Origin of the sequence: Kitasatospora sp. NPDC127060 (assembly GCF_042724935.1) — a bacterium.
Taxonomy (GTDB): Bacteria; Actinomycetota; Actinomycetes; order Streptomycetales; family Streptomycetaceae; genus Kitasatospora.
Genome location: NZ_JBHXEG010000069.1, coordinates 1 through 14,693 on the forward strand (window position 1 = coordinate 1; position 14,693 = coordinate 14,693).

The 14,693-nt window shown below is 73.5% G+C and carries 17 protein-coding genes and 1 pseudogene; 4 read left to right on the forward strand and 14 right to left on the reverse strand.

The features are described 5' to 3' along the window. Positions 1 to 389 (reverse strand): annotated as a pseudogene (locus ACFWIS_RS30320) (hypothetical protein); the annotation flags it as partial. Positions 390 to 717: 328 nt separating this feature from the next. On the opposite strand from ACFWIS_RS30320, the gene ACFWIS_RS30325 reads away from it, so the two are divergent. Next, complete coding sequence (locus ACFWIS_RS30325) at positions 718 to 1,218, forward strand: SsgA family sporulation/cell division regulator (RefSeq protein ID WP_380458913.1); 501 nt, start codon at positions 718 to 720, stop codon at positions 1,216 to 1,218. Here ACFWIS_RS30325 and ACFWIS_RS30330 read toward each other — a convergent pair. The 3 genes from ACFWIS_RS30330 to ACFWIS_RS30340 form a co-directional block, all read right to left on the reverse strand. After that, positions 1,137 to 2,672, reverse strand: coding sequence for a GAF domain-containing protein (locus ACFWIS_RS30330; protein WP_380458916.1), 1,536 nt, complete (start codon positions 2,670 to 2,672; stop codon positions 1,137 to 1,139). The two genes, ACFWIS_RS30325 and ACFWIS_RS30330, sit on opposite strands and share 82 nt — an antisense overlap. A gap of 184 nt (positions 2,673 to 2,856) precedes the next feature. Beyond that, complete coding sequence (locus tag ACFWIS_RS30335; RefSeq protein WP_380459028.1) at positions 2,857 to 4,107, reverse strand: M48 family metalloprotease; 1,251 nt, start codon at positions 4,105 to 4,107, stop codon at positions 2,857 to 2,859. Beyond that, entirely contained in the window at positions 4,107 to 4,526 is a 420-nt protein-coding gene (locus ACFWIS_RS30340) for a BlaI/MecI/CopY family transcriptional regulator (protein WP_380458919.1), read from the reverse strand. The genes ACFWIS_RS30335 and ACFWIS_RS30340 overlap by 1 nt, the downstream gene beginning before the upstream one ends. 150 nt (positions 4,527 to 4,676) lie before the next feature. Between ACFWIS_RS30340 and ACFWIS_RS30345 the strand changes: the two genes are divergently transcribed. The 3 genes from ACFWIS_RS30345 (at position 4,677) to ACFWIS_RS30355 (ending at position 6,701) form a co-directional block, all read left to right on the forward strand. Then, a complete protein-coding gene (locus ACFWIS_RS30345) occupies positions 4,677 to 5,357 on the forward strand; it encodes a DedA family protein (protein ID WP_380459031.1) in 681 nt (226 codons plus the stop codon). Further along, a complete protein-coding gene (locus ACFWIS_RS30350) occupies positions 5,357 to 6,019 on the forward strand; it encodes a phosphatase PAP2 family protein (protein ID WP_380458921.1) in 663 nt (220 codons plus the stop codon). The genes ACFWIS_RS30345 and ACFWIS_RS30350 overlap by 1 nt, the downstream gene beginning before the upstream one ends. A gap of 163 nt (positions 6,020 to 6,182) precedes the next feature. Next, positions 6,183 to 6,701, forward strand: a complete 519-nt coding sequence (locus ACFWIS_RS30355) for a pyridoxamine 5'-phosphate oxidase family protein (RefSeq protein ID WP_380458924.1) — start codon at positions 6,183 to 6,185, stop codon at positions 6,699 to 6,701. A gap of 1 nt (position 6,702) precedes the next feature. Here ACFWIS_RS30355 and ACFWIS_RS30360 read toward each other — a convergent pair whose 3' ends face one another. The 10 genes from ACFWIS_RS30360 to ACFWIS_RS30405 all read right to left on the reverse strand — a co-directional run bounded on the left by ACFWIS_RS30360 (position 6,703) and on the right by ACFWIS_RS30405 (position 14,690). After that, the gene (locus ACFWIS_RS30360; RefSeq protein ID WP_380458927.1) at positions 6,703 to 7,359 is read right to left on the reverse strand and encodes a hypothetical protein; all 657 of its coding nucleotides are present in this window, start codon (positions 7,357 to 7,359) and stop codon (positions 6,703 to 6,705) included. A gap of 214 nt (positions 7,360 to 7,573) precedes the next feature. Further along, positions 7,574 to 8,071 carry a hypothetical protein gene (locus ACFWIS_RS30365; protein WP_380458930.1) on the reverse strand — a complete coding sequence of 166 codons (498 nt, stop codon included), beginning with the start codon at positions 8,069 to 8,071 and terminating at the stop codon, positions 7,574 to 7,576. Positions 8,072 to 8,091: 20 nt separating this feature from the next. Continuing rightward, entirely contained in the window at positions 8,092 to 9,612 is a 1,521-nt protein-coding gene (locus ACFWIS_RS30370; protein ID WP_380458933.1) for a hypothetical protein, read from the reverse strand. Positions 9,613 to 9,642: 30 nt separating this feature from the next. Continuing rightward, positions 9,643 to 9,972: a WXG100 family type VII secretion target gene (locus ACFWIS_RS30375; protein ID WP_380458935.1), complete on the reverse strand. Its 330-nt coding sequence runs from the start codon at positions 9,970 to 9,972 to the stop codon at positions 9,643 to 9,645. A 120-nt stretch (positions 9,973 to 10,092) separates the two neighbouring features. Further along, on the reverse strand, positions 10,093 to 10,584 hold the full coding sequence (locus ACFWIS_RS30380) for a hypothetical protein (protein ID WP_380458938.1): 492 nt from the start codon (positions 10,582 to 10,584) through the stop codon (positions 10,093 to 10,095). Positions 10,585 to 10,671: 87 nt separating this feature from the next. Continuing rightward, a complete protein-coding gene (locus ACFWIS_RS30385) occupies positions 10,672 to 10,992 on the reverse strand; it encodes a DMT family transporter (RefSeq protein ID WP_380458940.1) in 321 nt (106 codons plus the stop codon). Between the two features lie 7 nt (positions 10,993 to 10,999). Continuing rightward, positions 11,000 to 11,719: an HAD family hydrolase gene (locus ACFWIS_RS30390; protein WP_380458942.1), complete on the reverse strand. Its 720-nt coding sequence runs from the start codon at positions 11,717 to 11,719 to the stop codon at positions 11,000 to 11,002. 73 nt (positions 11,720 to 11,792) lie between these two features. Beyond that, complete coding sequence (locus ACFWIS_RS30395) at positions 11,793 to 12,878, reverse strand: ABC transporter ATP-binding protein (protein WP_380458944.1); 1,086 nt, start codon at positions 12,876 to 12,878, stop codon at positions 11,793 to 11,795. Positions 12,879 to 12,909: 31 nt separating this feature from the next. Beyond that, on the reverse strand, positions 12,910 to 13,719 hold the full coding sequence (locus tag ACFWIS_RS30400; protein WP_380459034.1) for an ABC transporter permease: 810 nt from the start codon (positions 13,717 to 13,719) through the stop codon (positions 12,910 to 12,912). Then, positions 13,719 to 14,690: an ABC transporter permease gene (locus tag ACFWIS_RS30405; RefSeq protein ID WP_380458947.1), complete on the reverse strand. Its 972-nt coding sequence runs from the start codon at positions 14,688 to 14,690 to the stop codon at positions 13,719 to 13,721. Before ACFWIS_RS30405 ends, ACFWIS_RS30400 begins: the two co-directional genes overlap by 1 nt. Positions 14,691 to 14,693: the final 3 nt, after the last annotated feature.

Consider the following 14,693-nt stretch of genomic DNA (forward strand, 5'->3'; position numbering starts at 1 on the left):
GCCGGGGGTGTGGCCGCGGCGTTCGCCGGACCGGACGGGTGGGCCGAGGCGTGCCCCGAGGGCTTCGGGGTGTGCGGACGGCCGGTGGGCGCGGGGGTGTCCTGGGTCCGGTCGGTGGCGGCATCGGCCTGGTCGGTGCCGCTCGGGCTGGGCGGCGGGCTGGTGCCGACCCGGGCGACGCCGGCCCGCCGGCCGATGCCCTGTTGCTCGTTCAGCAGGAGGGTGGTGGCGATGCTGATGCCGACGACGGTGGACATCGCCATCGCGGCGCCGGAGAAACGCAGGGTGGGCAGCCGGAACCGGCCGCCGAACGGGCGTGGTCGGCCGTGCCGACCCTGCCGTGCGGGCTCGTGCTGCACGTCCCACGTGGTCTCCCCACGCACAGCCACCGGACCCCTCCCTCCCCGAAGTCGCCGTCGCGTCGCCGTATTGTCCCACGCACCACCGCCGGGCCCGGATCCGGCCGTCCGGGGCCGGTCCCGCGGCGGGCCCGCGTCGGGAGGGGAGAGCGTACCAGCGGGTGGCCGAAGGGCGGACAGCAGCCATCGATTTTCCGGACACCCGTGCGGGGAACGAAAGTTGACGGTCAGTCTGATAAGTCCGGTAAGGGGCCGCGTGGCCGGTCGGGGATTATTGCAACCCCCTTGCAACCCTTGCCCGCCCGGCCGCCGGTGGCGCAGGCTGATGGCATCCCGCGCCGTTCCCGGAGAGACCGTCATGCCGCCCGACCCGCTGTCAGCAGCCTCCAGTGCCCCCCTCGCCGCCACCCCCACGGGCGGCGATGGGGGCGGCTCCACCGCCGTTCCGGCGGCGGTGGAGGAGGTCCTGGTGCTGCGGATCTCGCTGGGCGATGAAGTGGTCGGCGAGGTGCGCACCCGGTTCCGCTTCGACGCCGCCCGCCCGTACGAGGTGCTGTTGACCTTCCACGTGGGGCGTCCGGACGAGGCGGACTGGGTGTTCTCCCGCGACCTGCTGCGCGACGGACTGCACACCCTGAGCGGCCAGGGCGACGTCAAGCTGTGGCCGGCCTACTGCCCCTGCCACGGCTCGACGCTGCACCTGGCGCTCGAATCCCCGCACGGCAGCGCCCTGTTGGAGGCCTCCAGGCCCCGGGTGCAGTCCTGGCTGGACCGCACCTACGCGCTGGCCTCGGCCGAGGCGGAGCGCGACTGCGGGCCCACCGACGACCAGTTGCTCGCGCTGCTCGCGGGCGGCTGAGGTACCGGCGCCGCGGCGCCCGGCAGCCGGGCCCGGCCCGCCGCCAGCTCGGCCCGCAGCCGTCGGACGGCGGGGGCGACGGAGGAGGGCAGCAGGTCGTACGGGTCCTCCGGCCCCTCCACTGTGACCAGCACCGAGTCGGCGAAGCGGTACGGCCGGTGGGCCAGCAGGCCGCCCAGGTAGCGGCGCAGCCTGGACAGTTCGGCGCGGACCGTCACCGTCCGCCCGGCGTCGCCGAACAGCGCCTCGGCGAGCTGCGCCGCGGTGCTGCCGCCGCGGGTGGTGGCGAGCAGCAGCAGCAGTTCGGCGTGGCGCGGGCTGACCGGGTGCGACCAACTGTCGGCGGCGCCCCGGACGGACAGTTCGGGGCGGTCCGGCCGCCGCAGGTCGAGCAGGATCCGGGCACCCTCGGCCCGTTCGGCGCTCAGCGTGCCGGAGCCGTCCGGCTCGTCGGCCCCGGCCGGGCGGACCGGGCGCACCAGCCAGCCGTCCGCGAGCGGCTCCAGCACGCACTCGCCGAGCCCCGGCACCCAGTGCACGGCGGCCGGGGCCCAGCCCTCGCTGGGGACGCGCAGCCGGCTGGGCGGCGGCAGCCCGGCGGAGGCGGCGGTCCAGCCGGCCGCGTCCACCACCAGAGCCGGGCCGCCGACCCGGGCCAGCAGCGGGGCGGCGAGGGTGCGCAGCTGGTTCAGCGCCTCCAGCCGGTGGGCGCGCAGTTCGGTCTCGGCGAGCCGGGCAGCGGTGGCGGTGAGCTGGAGCAGGTACGGGCGGACGTTGTGGGCCGGGCCGCTGAGGTTGATCGCGCCGACCAGTCGGCCGGTGGCCGGGTCGTGCACGGGCGCGGCCACGCAGGTCCAGGTGTGGTGGCTGCGCAGGTAGTGCTCGGCGGAGTGGACGTGCATCGGCCGCTGGGCGCGCAGCGCGACGCCGATGCCGTTGGTGCCGACGGTCTCCTCGGTCCAGCGGGCGCCGGTGACGAAGCCGATCCGGTCGGCGCTGCGGCGCAGCCCGCGCTCGCCCTCCTGCCAGAGCACGTGGCCCTCGGCGTCGGCGATGGCGAGGATCAGCGGGGCCTGGGCGACCGGTTCGAGGAGGGTCTCGCGCAGCACCGGCATGACGTTGTCGAGCCCGCTGGCCCGGCGGCGCTGCTCCAGTTCGGCGGGGCCGAGCAGGACGGTGGCGGCGCCGCTGTCGGGGTCGAGGCCGAGGCGGCGCAGCCGGGCCCAGGAGTCGCCGATCTCGGGGCGGGGTTCCAGCCGGTCGGGGCGGCCCGGGCCGGTGGGTCCGGTGGGTCCGGCGGGTCCGCCGGGTCCGCTGGGTCCGCCGGTATCGGGGAGGGTGAGTTCGCGGGCGGCGGCGGCGTCGAGGGTGCGCTCGTGAACCTTGGCCAGTTCTGCCGCGGTCGGCGGGGTGCGGCGCTCTGGTCGTCGGGACTGCCGTCCGGTCTGCCGCACTCGCGTTGCTCCTCGCCGCCGTTCGAGGACGCGCCGGGGTCGACGCGCTGACGAAAGCGTACGGGTGCGGTGGGCGTGTGGGGATGGGGTCTGCCAAGTCCGCATACCGGTCGGTACGGAAACGGTCCGGCGGCGGTGCGGGGTGTGTCCGGTGGGTCTGAGGCGAGGCCCGGCGGGGCGGGTTTCAGCGTTCCGTGCCGGGCTCGTGCTGGGCGGCCTCGACGGTGTGGTGGAGGTCGGCGGTGGCCTCCAGGGTGGCGCCGGTGGTCAGGGCCAGGCAGACGGCCAGGGCGGCGGCGACGGCCCGAAGCCGGGTGGCCGGGGTGGCGGCCGGGCGGGGCTGGAGCAGGGCGGCGACCCGGCGCGGGACCGGGCCGGAGTGGGCGGCGGCGACCAGCGTGGGGCGGGCCGGCCAGGGCGAGCGGCTCGCGGCGAGGGCGGCCCGGCCGACCGCGCGGGCGGTCACGGCGCGGTCGCCGACCCGGGCGGCTGCCACCTCGTCGGCCCAGCGCTCCAGGTGGTACCCGAGGGGCGCGCGCAGTGGGCGGAGCGCCGGGTGGAGGTCGGCGGCGTGCTCGGCGAGGGCGAGGAAGACGTGGTGCCGGCCGGTGAGGTGGGCGCGCTCGTGGGCGAGCAGGGCGGAGCGCTCGGGGCCGCTGAGGGCGCGCAGCATCCCGGAGGTGACCACGATCCGGCCCGGCTCCCCGGCCCGGCCGGGGCGGCGCAGGCGGCCGGGGAGGGCGAAGGCGTCGGCGCGGTCGTCGTCCAGCACGGTGAGCGGGTGGTCGGCGGGGTGCCGGAGCCGCTCCAGGGCCCGACGGAGCCGGGTGGGGGCGGAGTCCGGCAGGAGCCGTACGGTGCCCCGTGCACTCCGGGTGGCGCGCGCTCCGCGCACGGAGGCGTGCCAGGGGCGCATGTCCGGATGCTGGTCGCCGGCCGTCTCGGCGGGGCCGTGGCCGGGATCGTGGCTGTGGCTGTGGCTGTGGCTGTGGCTGTGGCTGTGGCTGGGGCCGGGGCCGGGGTCGTGGCTTTCGGCGCCGGTGTCGTAGGGAAGAGCCGTTTCGCAGGGGAGGACCGGGGCCGGCAGGGCGGCCCGGGCGGTGCGCAGTTCCCGTCGGCGCCGGCGGGCGGTGCGGACCGCCAGAGCGGCGAGCGCGGCCAGGGCGAGGCCGGCCGCCGCGGCGGCGAGCGGGGCGCTGGGCGCGGCGGCGGTGAGCCAGGGCAGCGAGAGGTGGCCGAGGGCGGCGACCGGGGGCAGCTGGAGCAGTCCGGCGGTGGCGAGCAGTCCGAGCGAGCAGAGGGTGCCGGCGGCCAGGACGGTGGCGGTGCCGGCCAGCAGCCAGGCGGCGGCGCGGGGGGTCAGCGCCTCGGCGAGGCGGCGGGCCAGCGGGACGGTCAGGAAGGGCAGCAGCAGCGGCGCCCAGACGGCGAGCATCACGGTGTGCCCGCCGATCCCGGCCGGCCGTGGGCTCCGTGGGCCCCGTCGCCTCCGTCGCCGAGCAGTGTGCGCAGCAGTTGCTCGTCCTCGGCGGAGAGGTCGGAGACGAAGCGGGCGAGCACGGTGGAGCGGTCGGCCTCGCGGCCCAGCTCGGTGTGCATCCGGCGGGCGGCGAGGCCCGCGGTGTCCTGGACGGTCGGGGTGTAGGCGTAGGCGCGGCCGGCCCGGGTGCGCTCGACCGTCCCCTTGTCGTGCAGCCGGGCCAGGATCGTCGCGATGGTGGTGCGGGCGAGGTCCCCGCCGAGCGCCGTCTGGACGTCCTGCGGCGTCATCGGTTGCCGGGCCGACCAGAGGGCGGCCAGCACCTCGGCCTCCAGCTCCCCGGCGGGCCGGCGGGCGGACGGTAGGTCGGACATGGCGGCGCTTCCTCCAGCTATCGTCTACAGTCATGTAGACCGTCTACGTCACTGTAGACGGTCGGGGTGCGTTCCGCGGTGAACCGCGGCGGGACCGCCCCCCAACGTACGGGAGGTCCGCAAGCCTTGCTCCAGTTCCTTGCCGATCCGGTGTCCCAGCTCGCCGCGGGCTCCCACCTCGCGCTGGGCTCCCACCTCGCGGTGAACCCGCTGGACGCGTCCTCGCTGCTCGCCGCCTTCGGCGCGCTCGGCATCGCCGTCGTGCTGTTCGCCGAGACCGGCCTGCTGGTGGGCTTCTTCCTGCCCGGCGACTCGCTGCTGTTCACCGCGGGCCTGCTCTGCGTGCCCGGCGCCACCAAGGGCCCGCAGCTGCACCTGTGGCAGGTGCTGCCCGCCGCTCTCGTCGGGGCCCTGGCCGGGGCGCAGGTCGGCTACCTGATCGGCCGCCGCGGCGGGCGGGCGCTGCTCTCCCGCACCCAGCGCAGGAGCCTGCTGGAGGGCGTGGCGCGGGCCGAGGAACTGCTGGCCAAGTACGGGCACGGCAAGGCGATCGTGCTGGCCCGGTTCATCCCGGTGGTCCGTACGGTGCTGAATCCGCTCTGCGGCGTACTCGGAGTGCCGGTCCGCTCGTTCACCGTCTGGCAGGTCGCGGGCGGTGTGGTCTGGACGGTCGGCGTGGTGCTGGCCGGGTACGGGCTCGGATCCTCGATTCCCGGGATCGACCAGTATCTGCTGCCGATCATCGGTCTGGTAGTAGTTGTCTCCGTGCTCCCCATTGTTCTTGAACTGTTCCGCGCCCGTAAGGCGCGCCGTCACGGAGGTGACGTGTGATGTCCTCTCGGGCTCTGGCCGTCTACGACGGCAGCGGGATCGACGGCAGCCTCTACACCCGGGTCAACGGGTGGGCGCAGTCGGCCCCGCACTGGCTGGACGACCTGATCAAGGTCTGGTCCGCGATCGGCCTCGGGCTGTTCGCGCTGTTCATGCTCTACGCCTGGTGGCGGGCGCGCGGCGCCGACTCGGCGACCATGGCCAAGGTGCTCGCCTCCCCGGTCATCGTGGTCGTCGCGTACGGCGTCAACTCCGTGCTCAAGGGCATGGTCGAGGAACTCCGGCCGTGCGCCCAGATCCCCGGCAGCGTCTCGCTGGAGACCTGCCCGACCGCCGGGGACTGGTCCTTCCCTAGCAACCACTCGGTGATCGCCTTCGCCGCCGCGATCTCGCTCTGGTTCGTCAGCCGCCGACTCGGCGTCGTCGCCACCGTCTTCGCCGCGCTGATGGCGGCCTCCCGGGTCTGGGTCGGCGTGCACTACCCCCACGACGTCGCGGTCGGCGCCCTCGTCGGCACCGTGGTCGCCCTGCTGCTGGCACCGCTCGCCGGTCGCTGCGGGCCGCTGGTCGACAAGATGCGCTCCGGCGCGCTGCGCCCGCTGCTCGGGCCCGGCACGCTGCCGGTGGTGACCCGCGGGTACCCCTCGCACCGGGCGCGGTAGGACCGGGTGCAGTAGTACCGATTCCCGAGCGGCCCGCCCCTTGTCCGGTTTCGGACGGCGGTGGAGCATGTGAGCCGGGCGCGGTGCCCTTGACGGGGGCGCCCGCCCGGCTCAGTCGTGCCCGGGGCGCGAAGGCACCGGGCGCCAGTGGAGGGAGTGCCGAATGCCGTACCGACTCGACATCACGCAGGGGGACTGGCCGGGCGACCTGCTGCACAAGGGCGTCGAAGGCCTGCTGGCCGAAGCCATGGTGCTCACCCTCGCCACCGCCGGCCACGAACACGGGCCGCACGCCAACCTGGCCTTCTTCGCCTACGACGATGACCTCGTCCTGTACTTCGTCAGCGAGCGCTCCACCCGGCACAGCCACCACCTCGCCGAGGAGGCCCGGGCCGCCGCCACCGTCTTCCTTCCGCCGCCCGCCTTCGGCGAACAACTGCGCGGACTCCAGCTGACCGGTAGCGCGAGCGAGGCCTGGGGGCGGCAGGCGGAGGCCGCCCTCGCGGCCTACCAGGGGCGCTACCCGGCCTTCGCCCAGGACGAGGACACCCGGCGGCAGTACCTCACCGGCGGCGGGGCGGCGGCGCTCTACCGGTTCCAGGTCGAGGACCTGACGGCGGTCGACGAGCCCAACTTCGGGCGGCGCAACTACCTGCGGGCGCGGGTCGTGCGGGAGCGGTAGTTCAGCGCCCGGCGTTCAGCGGGCCCGTCCTCCCGATCTCGCCCCCTCGGCGCCACGGCACCCGGCGCGGGCGGCCGTTGCGGACCACCGCCACACCGAGACCGGCGGTGCCGGCCATCAGGAAGGCGTTGAGGCCGAGCGCGACGGCCAGGTCCCTCGGGAAGTCCACCCTCTCCGGCAGGCGCGCCTCCGCGACGCCCCCGGGGTCGTACCGCACGGTCAGCCGGTCGCCGACCGCGTGCGAACGCAGACCCGCGAACACCGTGCCGTGCGGGATCGGCACGCCGTTCCCGTCCACGAGGTCGTACGTCGAGTCCGGGTGCTTGCCCTGGGGGAAGTCGTGCGCCGCCGTGACCCGGGCGGTGGTGGTCACCCCGGAGGTGCTGAGGATCACCGAATCCCGGGCGAAGTCCACCGACCCCAGCGCCAGCAGCCACAGGACGGCGCCGACCGCCGCCAGCCAGCAGCCCGCCGCCGCCCCGAGCAGCCGCACCGCGCCCACGATCCAGGCCGCCCCGATCGCCAGCCCGAGCAACACCGCGCTGCCGAACCCGACGTACGTGCTCACCGCCACCAGCCCGAACGTCCCGGCCGGCACGGCCGCCACCAGCGCGGTCGTCAGCGCGGCGGTTCCGCGTCTGCTGCTCGGTCCTGGCATGGCTTCCCCCGCTTCTCGCTGTGACGGCGTGGAAGCGTACGCCTGGATCCTGGCGGGCTTCGGGGCGGGTGTCAGGTGGTCGTGCAAAGGCGAACGGCTTCGGCGAACACCGTGAGCAGTGACCGCCTGGACGCGACGAGGGTGTCCTTGCGTGACCAGGAAGTCGGGTTTGCCGACTTCCTGGTCATCGTCGGCCAGTCCGGAGCGTTGGCGCTCAGGCTGTGTCCAGGGCGTCCAGCGCGGCCAGGTCGAGGCTGACGACCGGGGCGTGGGAGAGGTGGTCGGACGGCTTGCCCAGGGGGACGGCGGCGCCGCTGAGGTCGATCATCTCCTCGACGTAGAAGCCGCCGCCGCGCTCGAACATGAGAAGTAGCGGCTCGTAAGGGGTCGGCAGATCGGGGAGGGTGAGGCTCGTCCCGCGGCAGAACGTGGGCCAGTGCACGGCTCCCCGGCAGGTCTCCTCCAGGGTGCGTCGGCCGATCGTGTTGTCGATGAAGTTGTCGAGGTCGGTCGTGATGTCGGGAGTGGGGCGGACGGTCGGGTCGATCTGCCGACCGATGTCGAAGAATGGCCAGAGCTTCTCGGCGCCGAAGGCGTCCGCCCACAGGGCAGCGCGGCGCAGGTATTCGCGCATCAGCTGGACCCGGGACCGGGCATGACCGTATGCGAGGTCCCAGTCACCCCACGGGGCGCCCTGCAGGCGCTCAAGCACGACGCGTGACGGATTCTCTGTCACTTGACCTTCACTCCGTTCATGCGCAACTGCTGCTTGATCTCGGAAACCACGCTATCAATGTTCGAAAGATCGCCTGCGACGTCGGACGGCGGTTCCAAACCGAGCGTCTTCCAGTGCCTGAAGTGCCCCTCGTCGGAGTGCGGAGCCAGGTCGTGGGCGCCTGCCTTGTCGAGTGACTTCGGGAACTGCTTCCAGCCCGTCTCGTCCCACAGGTCCGGGTGTTTGGAGATATAGGGCAGGCCGCCCTTCATGAGATGGCTCTCGATGTACTCGTGGGCCAACAGCGCCTTGAACTGCTCCAGGTTCTTGGGCTTGATCGTGCCCGCCTGGGCGTCCAGCCAGTTCTGGGCGATGTCGTCTCGGGGCGTGAAGAGGCCCTTCTTCGTTTCGAGCGGGCCGGTCGCGACTTCGTGCTGCGAACGAAAGAGGTGGGCTTTGACCTGGCGCAGGACGTTCTCGTCGACACCGGTGGTTTTGGCGATCTTCGGCAGATCGACCCTGTTGTCGGTCGCGCGGATCTGCTCGTACGCCTTACCGGCGAATTCCGAGGGTTGTGAAACCCATCCCGCGCCGCTCCAGCCCTCGGTCTCGGGAGGGGGCGCCTTGGTCCTGCTGCGGGGACCGGCCGCGCCGCCGACAGCGCCGAGGACCAGGTCGAGGGGCATGACCGGGCCGGTCTTGAAGGCGGCGTCGTAGCCGTAGCTGAGGCCCGCTCCGGTGATCATGCGGCCGGGCAGGGTGTCGGCGGCGCCCGCGACCTTGGCCAGGCCCGCGAGGGCGACGGAGGCGTTCTCGGCGCCCTCGGCGGCGGTGGTGACGACGCGGGCGCCGGCGCCGAGGCCGCCGCCGGCTCCGCCCATGATGCCGCCCGTCTCGGCGGAGTCGACCGCCTCGGTGAGGCTGTAGCCGCCGTCGTCGAAGAACTCGACGCGGATGGGCTGGGCTACGGCGAGGTCCACGGTGATGGCCTCGACGGCGCCGAAGGCGGCACCGACGAGAACCGTGGCGGCGATGGTGGCGATGGCCTCGGAGACGGTCACGCCCAGACCGGCCGCGGTGGCGACGATGGCGGCGGCGGCGCCTCCGGCGGCGGCTTCGGAGATGCCGGCGGTGAAGAAGGCCAGGGCGGTGCCGACGACCAGGGTGCCGCCGACGATCGCGGCCTCCTCCTCCAGCTTCTTGATCGCCTTGTCGACCTCGTGGGCGAAGTCGCGCAGCGCCTTGGCGAGGGCGCGGCAGGCGTCGGCGGTTTCGGGGAGCCAGCCCTTGCCCTTGCCCGCACTGTCCTTGCCGCCGTAGTACCGGCCCCAGAACGTGCCGAAGGCGTCGATGGCGGGGCCGTGGTTGTTGGCGACGATGGCGGCGGCCGCCTGGTTGGTGGGGGCGGTGACGTTGTCGAGGGCGGTGGCCATCGCGTCCCAGGCGTCGGCGACCGTACGGAGCTTGTCGGGGTCGGCGTCCGGCCACCACATGCCGGTGAGCTTCTGGACGGCCTTCGCGACCGTGGACTCACCCACCGGCCGGCCCTCCAGCGGAGCTGCGGCGGGTCACGGCAGCAGGTTCTTGGCGTGGTTGTCGGCGCCGGTGTGGTTGTCGGCGTGGGCCTTCAGCCCCTCGCCGATGCTGCCGAGGCCCTTGACCAGGACGTCGAGCGCGGAGAGCACGTGGTCGTGCGGGGTGTTGTAGGCCGCCGCGAACTCGTTGCCCTGTTTGTCGCCGCCCCAGGGGCTGCCGGCCGCGGTGAGGCTCTGCTTCAGTTTGTCGAGCGCTTCCTTGAGCGCCTTGCTCTGGTTCTCGAAGGTCGGTGCGGCGTCCTTCAGTTCACCCGGCCGGATCTTGAACTCCGGACCGCCGGCTTTCGCTGCGTCATCACCCACGGCGTCGCCCCCCGTACTGTCCGTTCATCAGAAAAGGTGCGAAGAACAGGACGGAAGGACGGACGACGGGGTTTCAGCGGGATGGCGTGAGATGGGTCACGCGTCCGGGGGTGGGTTGGCTCAGCGGCGCCAGAAGGGGCGCTTCTTGGGGGCGGTCAGCTCGATGACGGCTGCGACGAAGAGTTCGTCGACCGGGGACGGCCCCTGGCCGTGGTTGAGGTGGCCCTGGGTGGTCCACTCGCCGAGGACGGTGCCGGGGGTGCCGTCGAAGGGGTTGATCGCGTGTTCCAGGGTGAGGTAGCGGACGGTCTTGGCGCCCCTGGGGAGGATGACGGCGGCGAAGTAGGCCTCGGTGGAGCCGGCCGGGGTGGGCAGGGTGACCAGGAGCAGGCGGTGGCCGTCGGCTTCGAGGTGGCGGCAGTCGAGGCCGTGGCTGGGCAGTCGGTCCTCGGGCGGGAGGGTTTCGCCGAGGCTGTCCCAGAGCTTGGTGAAGGCGGGTACCAAGCTGCCGCCGTTCGGTGCCGGGCTGGCCAGCTGGGGTCCGAACTCCAGAAGGTGGCGCGGGAGTTCGCGGTGAACGAAGCGGTAGTGGTGCGGCCTGGGATTCGTCATGGGGACACGGTAGCGAACGGGCCGGGGCGGGGTGTCGGTGCGTCCGACGGCCCGCCCCGGCCCAGGGTCAACAGAGTTGACGTGACGTCAGTGACCGCCCTTGAGGTTGAGGACGACCACCCCGACGATGATCAGCGCGATTCCCAGGATCTGCAGCTTCCCCAGTGACTCGCCGAAGGCGACCACGCCGATCCCGGCGACGGCCGCGGTGCCGGCTCCGGACCAGACCGCGTAGGCGACCGAGACCGGGATGTGCTTGAGCGCGCGGCCGAGCAGGTAGAAGGACAGCGCGTAGCCGATCCCCACCCCGAGGCTGGGCCAGAGGCGGGTGAACCCCTCGGTGAGTTTGAGGCAGCTGGTGGCGCAGACCTCGCTCAGGATGGCGAGGGTGAGCAGAACGTAGGGCATGTCGCCGTCAACCGGCCGGGGCGGTGCAGAGCTTCCCGAGCAGCGCGAGGTCGACCCGCTCCAGGCTGTCCAGCGGGGTGATCCGGTCGCCCTCGGGCATCGGGACGGCGGTGGACGGCACGGCGAGCACCGCGCAGCCGGCCGCGGCGGCGGAGGCGACCCCGGTCGGGGTGTCCTCGACGGCGACGCAGGCGGCCGGGTCGAGGCCGAGCCGCTCGGCGGCGGCCAGGTACGGGTCCGGCGCGGGCTTGGTGCGGGGAGTGTCCTCGGCGGCCAGGGTGACGGCGAACCAGTCGCGGCCGATGGACGAGAGGACGAGGTCCACCACCAGGCGCGGGGAGGCGGAGACCAGCGCGGTGGGCACCCGGGCCTCGCGCAGGGCGGCCAGCAGGGCGAGCGCGCCGGGGCGGGGCACCGTCTCGGCGGCGACCTTGGCGGCGAAGGAGTCGCCCAGCCGGGCGGCGAGTTCGGCCTCGGGGCGGCTGGTGCCGCTGACCCGGTGCAGATGGGCGGCGGTGTGCTCGACGGCCTGGCCGAGCACCTCGGGGGCGTCCTGGTCGGTGAGCGGGTGGTCCAGCTCCTCGGCGAGTTCGGCGGCGGCCTTCCACCAGAGCTGCTCGGTGTCGACCAGGGTGCCGTCCATGTCGAAGAGGACGGCGGCGGGCAGGACGGCGGCGGGCGGGACGGAGTCCGGCAGGGCGGGTTCGGACGGGACGGTTTCAGGCATGGCGGTACCTTCGGTGATTCTTCAGCGATTCTTCGGTGGGTCCGGCGGCGGTACAGGATCCCAGACGGCCTGCTCAGGCGGCGCGGCGGTCCACCAGGACCGGGCGCTCCGGCAGCGTGAGCTCGGCGCGCGAGCCGGCCGGGAGGGCGGCGGCGGCCTCGGTGGGCAGGTCGGCCTTGACCTCGGTGCCGTCGTCCAGGCGGACGGTGAGCCGGGTGACGGCGCCCAGGAAGGACGCGGTGACCACCAGGGCCGGGCCGTTCTCGGCCGGGGTGAGGTGGACGTTCTCCGGGCGGACCAGCACCTGCAGCTCGCCGTCGGCCGGAGTCTCGCCGTCCACCGCGTGCCGGCGGCCGAGCACCTCGACGCCCTCCGAGGTGCGGGTGCACGGGATGCGGCTCATGGTGCCGACGAACTCGGCGACGAAGGCGGTGGCCGGCCGGCCGTACAGCTCGGACGGGGTGGCGCACTGCTCCAGCTTCCCGGCCCGCAGCACCGCGACCCGGTCGGCCATGGACAGCGCCTCCTCCTGGTCGTGGGTGACGAACAGGGTGGTGATGCCCAGCTCCTGCTGGAGCCGGCGGATCTCCTCGCGCAGCTGGAGGCGGACCTTGGCGTCCAGCGCGGACAGCGGCTCGTCGAGCAGCAGCACGCGCGGCTGGAGGGCGAGCGCGCGGGCCAGCGCGATGCGCTGCTGCTGTCCGCCGGACATCTGGTGCGGGTAGTGCTCGGCGCGGTGCGGCAGGCCGACCAGCTCCAGCAGCTCCCCGGCGCGCTTGCGGCGCTCGGCCTTGCCGGTGCCGCGCATCCGCAGTCCGAAGGCGACGTTGTCCAGCGCCGTCAGGTGCGGGAAGAGGCTGTACGACTGGAACACCATGCCCGCGTCGCGCTTGTGGGCGGGGATCGAGGTGATGTCCTGGCCGTCGACCAGCACCTCGCCGGAGTCGTGCTGCTCGAAGCCGGCCAGGATGCGCAGCGCGGTGGTCTTGCCGCAGCCGGACGGGCCGAGCAGGGCGAGCAGTTCGCCGGGCCGGACGGTGAGGTCCAGGCCGTCGAGGGCGGTGGTGGCGCCGAACGCGCGGCGCAGCGAGCGGAACTCGACGGTGGCGCCGCCGCTGGCGGTCGCGGCCCGGGAGGCGGTGGCGGTGGCCGTGGTCATGGCTGGTAACTCCTGGAGAACGTGGGGTGGTTCAGGACCGGGCGGCCTTGCGGCCGCGGCCGACGGCGGACATCAGCAGCAGGACGAGCCAGACGATCAGCAGGCTGAGCATCGACACCGCGACGGACATCTGGCCGTCGCTCTTGCCGTTGGAGTTGATCCACACCGAGAAGGGGCTGAAGCCGAGGATGGAGGCGGTGGTGAACTCGCCGAGCACCAGGGCGACGGTGAGGACGGCGGCGTTCAGCAGCGAGCTGCGCAGGTTCGGCAGGACGACGGTGAACACCGCGCGCAGCCAGCCCGCCCCGCAGTTGCGGGCGGCCTCGACCAGGGTGACCACGTCCACGCCGCGCAGTCCGCCGTCGATGGCCCGGTAGGCGAACGGCAGGGCCATCAGCACGTACGCGATGATCAGGACGATCGGGAAGTCCGGGTCCTGGATGGCCACGATGGTCTGGAACAGCGGGGTGTCCTGGAGGTAGTCGGGGCCCCAGCGCAGCACGCCGATGATGCCGGTGGTGAGGGCGACGACCGGGACGACCAGCGGCATCGAGCACATGACCTCGATCACCGGGCGCAGCTTCGGTGCGCCGAGGCGGGCGGCGAGCACGGCCGGGACGAGCAGGAGCAGCAGCACCACCACGGTGACGGCGGCCAGTTCCAGGCTGAGCACCAGGCTGTCGGTGAAGCCGGGTGCGTTCAGCAGCTCGGTGTAGGCGCGGAAGGTGGTGCCGCCCTTGTTGTCGTCGACGCTGAACCACAGCGAGGCGGCCATCGGCACCGCGAAGTAGATCCCGCAGATCAGCAGGACCAGGCCGCGGCCGAAACGGATGCGATCGATCAGGCGAGCCACTTGGCACTCCGGCGCTGAAGGGGCAGGTACACGGCCATCACCAGGCAGGCGACCACGATCATGTCGAGGCCGAGGGCGAGGGCGAGGTTGCCCTGGCCGACCAGGACGTTGCCGGACAGCGCGTCGCCGATCTGCATCGAGATCAGCGGCACCGAACTGCCCACCATGGCCTCGGCGGTGGCGTACGCGGCGAACGAGGCGCCGAACAGCAGCACGAAGCCGCCGAGCAGCGAGGGCAGCAGGACCGGTAGGGCCACGTGCCGCCAGTACTGGAGTCCGGTGGCGCCGTTGTTGTACGCGGCCTCGCGCCACTGGGTCTTGAGGCCCTCCAGGGCCGGCGTGATGGTGATGACCATCAGCGGGACGAGGAAGTACAGGTACACCACGGACAGGCCGGTGAAGGTGTAGAGGTTCCAGCCGTGCTTGGTCAGGCCGAACTTCCGGGTGACCTCGCCGGCGTTGCCGAGGGTGGCGACGAACATGAAGGCCAGCGGCACGCCGCCGAAGTTGGCGAGCACGCCGGAGGCGGACATCACGGCCTCGCGGAAGACGCGGAACCGGGAGGTCGCCACGGCCTGGGCCAGCGGCAGGCCGACCACGGTGGCGATCAGCGCGGTCAGCAGGGAGAGCTTCACGCTGCCCCACAGGGCCGTCCAGTAGGCGCCCTGGAGCGAGCCGGTGAGGTTGTCGGTGGTGAAGGTGCCACCGCCGTCGGGGGCGTCCGAGGAGGTGGTGAACGCACCGATGGCGATCGCGACGGCCGGCAGGCCGAAGCCGATCACGAAGAAGAGGATCAGGGGGAGGGCGGCGAGCCAGGCGCGGCCGCCGCCGGCCCGGCGGGGGGCCCTGGCCGGGGCGGCCGTGGCGGTGGTGGGGGAGGCGGTGACGGGGCCGGGGGTGCCCCCGCCGCTCTGGGCGGCGGAGGCGTCGGCCGGCACCGGGGTGGGAGCCGTGGTCATCTC

Bases quoted from the DNA above. Each gene is read 5' to 3' on its own strand.
- ACFWIS_RS30355 (WP_380458924.1), top strand. From the start codon at position 6,183: ATGCCGTACCGACTCGACATCACGCAGGGGGACTGGCCGGGCGACCTG.
- ACFWIS_RS30380 (WP_380458938.1), bottom strand. From the start codon at position 10,584: ATGACGAATCCCAGGCCGCACCACTACCGCTTCGTTCACCGCGAACTC.
- ACFWIS_RS30325 (WP_380458913.1), top strand. From the start codon at position 718: ATGCCGCCCGACCCGCTGTCAGCAGCCTCCAGTGCCCCCCTCGCCGCC.
- ACFWIS_RS30405 (WP_380458947.1), bottom strand. From the start codon at position 14,690: ATGACCACGGCTCCCACCCCGGTGCCGGCCGACGCCTCCGCCGCCCAG.
- ACFWIS_RS30340 (WP_380458919.1), bottom strand. From the start codon at position 4,526: ATGTCCGACCTACCGTCCGCCCGCCGGCCCGCCGGGGAGCTGGAGGCC.
- ACFWIS_RS30335 (WP_380459028.1), bottom strand. From the start codon at position 4,107: ATGCTCGCCGTCTGGGCGCCGCTGCTGCTGCCCTTCCTGACCGTCCCG.
- ACFWIS_RS30385 (WP_380458940.1), bottom strand. From the start codon at position 10,992: ATGCCCTACGTTCTGCTCACCCTCGCCATCCTGAGCGAGGTCTGCGCC.
- ACFWIS_RS30360 (WP_380458927.1), bottom strand. From the start codon at position 7,359: ATGCCAGGACCGAGCAGCAGACGCGGAACCGCCGCGCTGACGACCGCG.
- ACFWIS_RS30390 (WP_380458942.1), bottom strand. From the start codon at position 11,719: ATGCCTGAAACCGTCCCGTCCGAACCCGCCCTGCCGGACTCCGTCCCG.
- ACFWIS_RS30395 (WP_380458944.1), bottom strand. From the start codon at position 12,878: ATGACCACGGCCACCGCCACCGCCTCCCGGGCCGCGACCGCCAGCGGC.
- ACFWIS_RS30350 (WP_380458921.1), top strand. From the start codon at position 5,357: ATGTCCTCTCGGGCTCTGGCCGTCTACGACGGCAGCGGGATCGACGGC.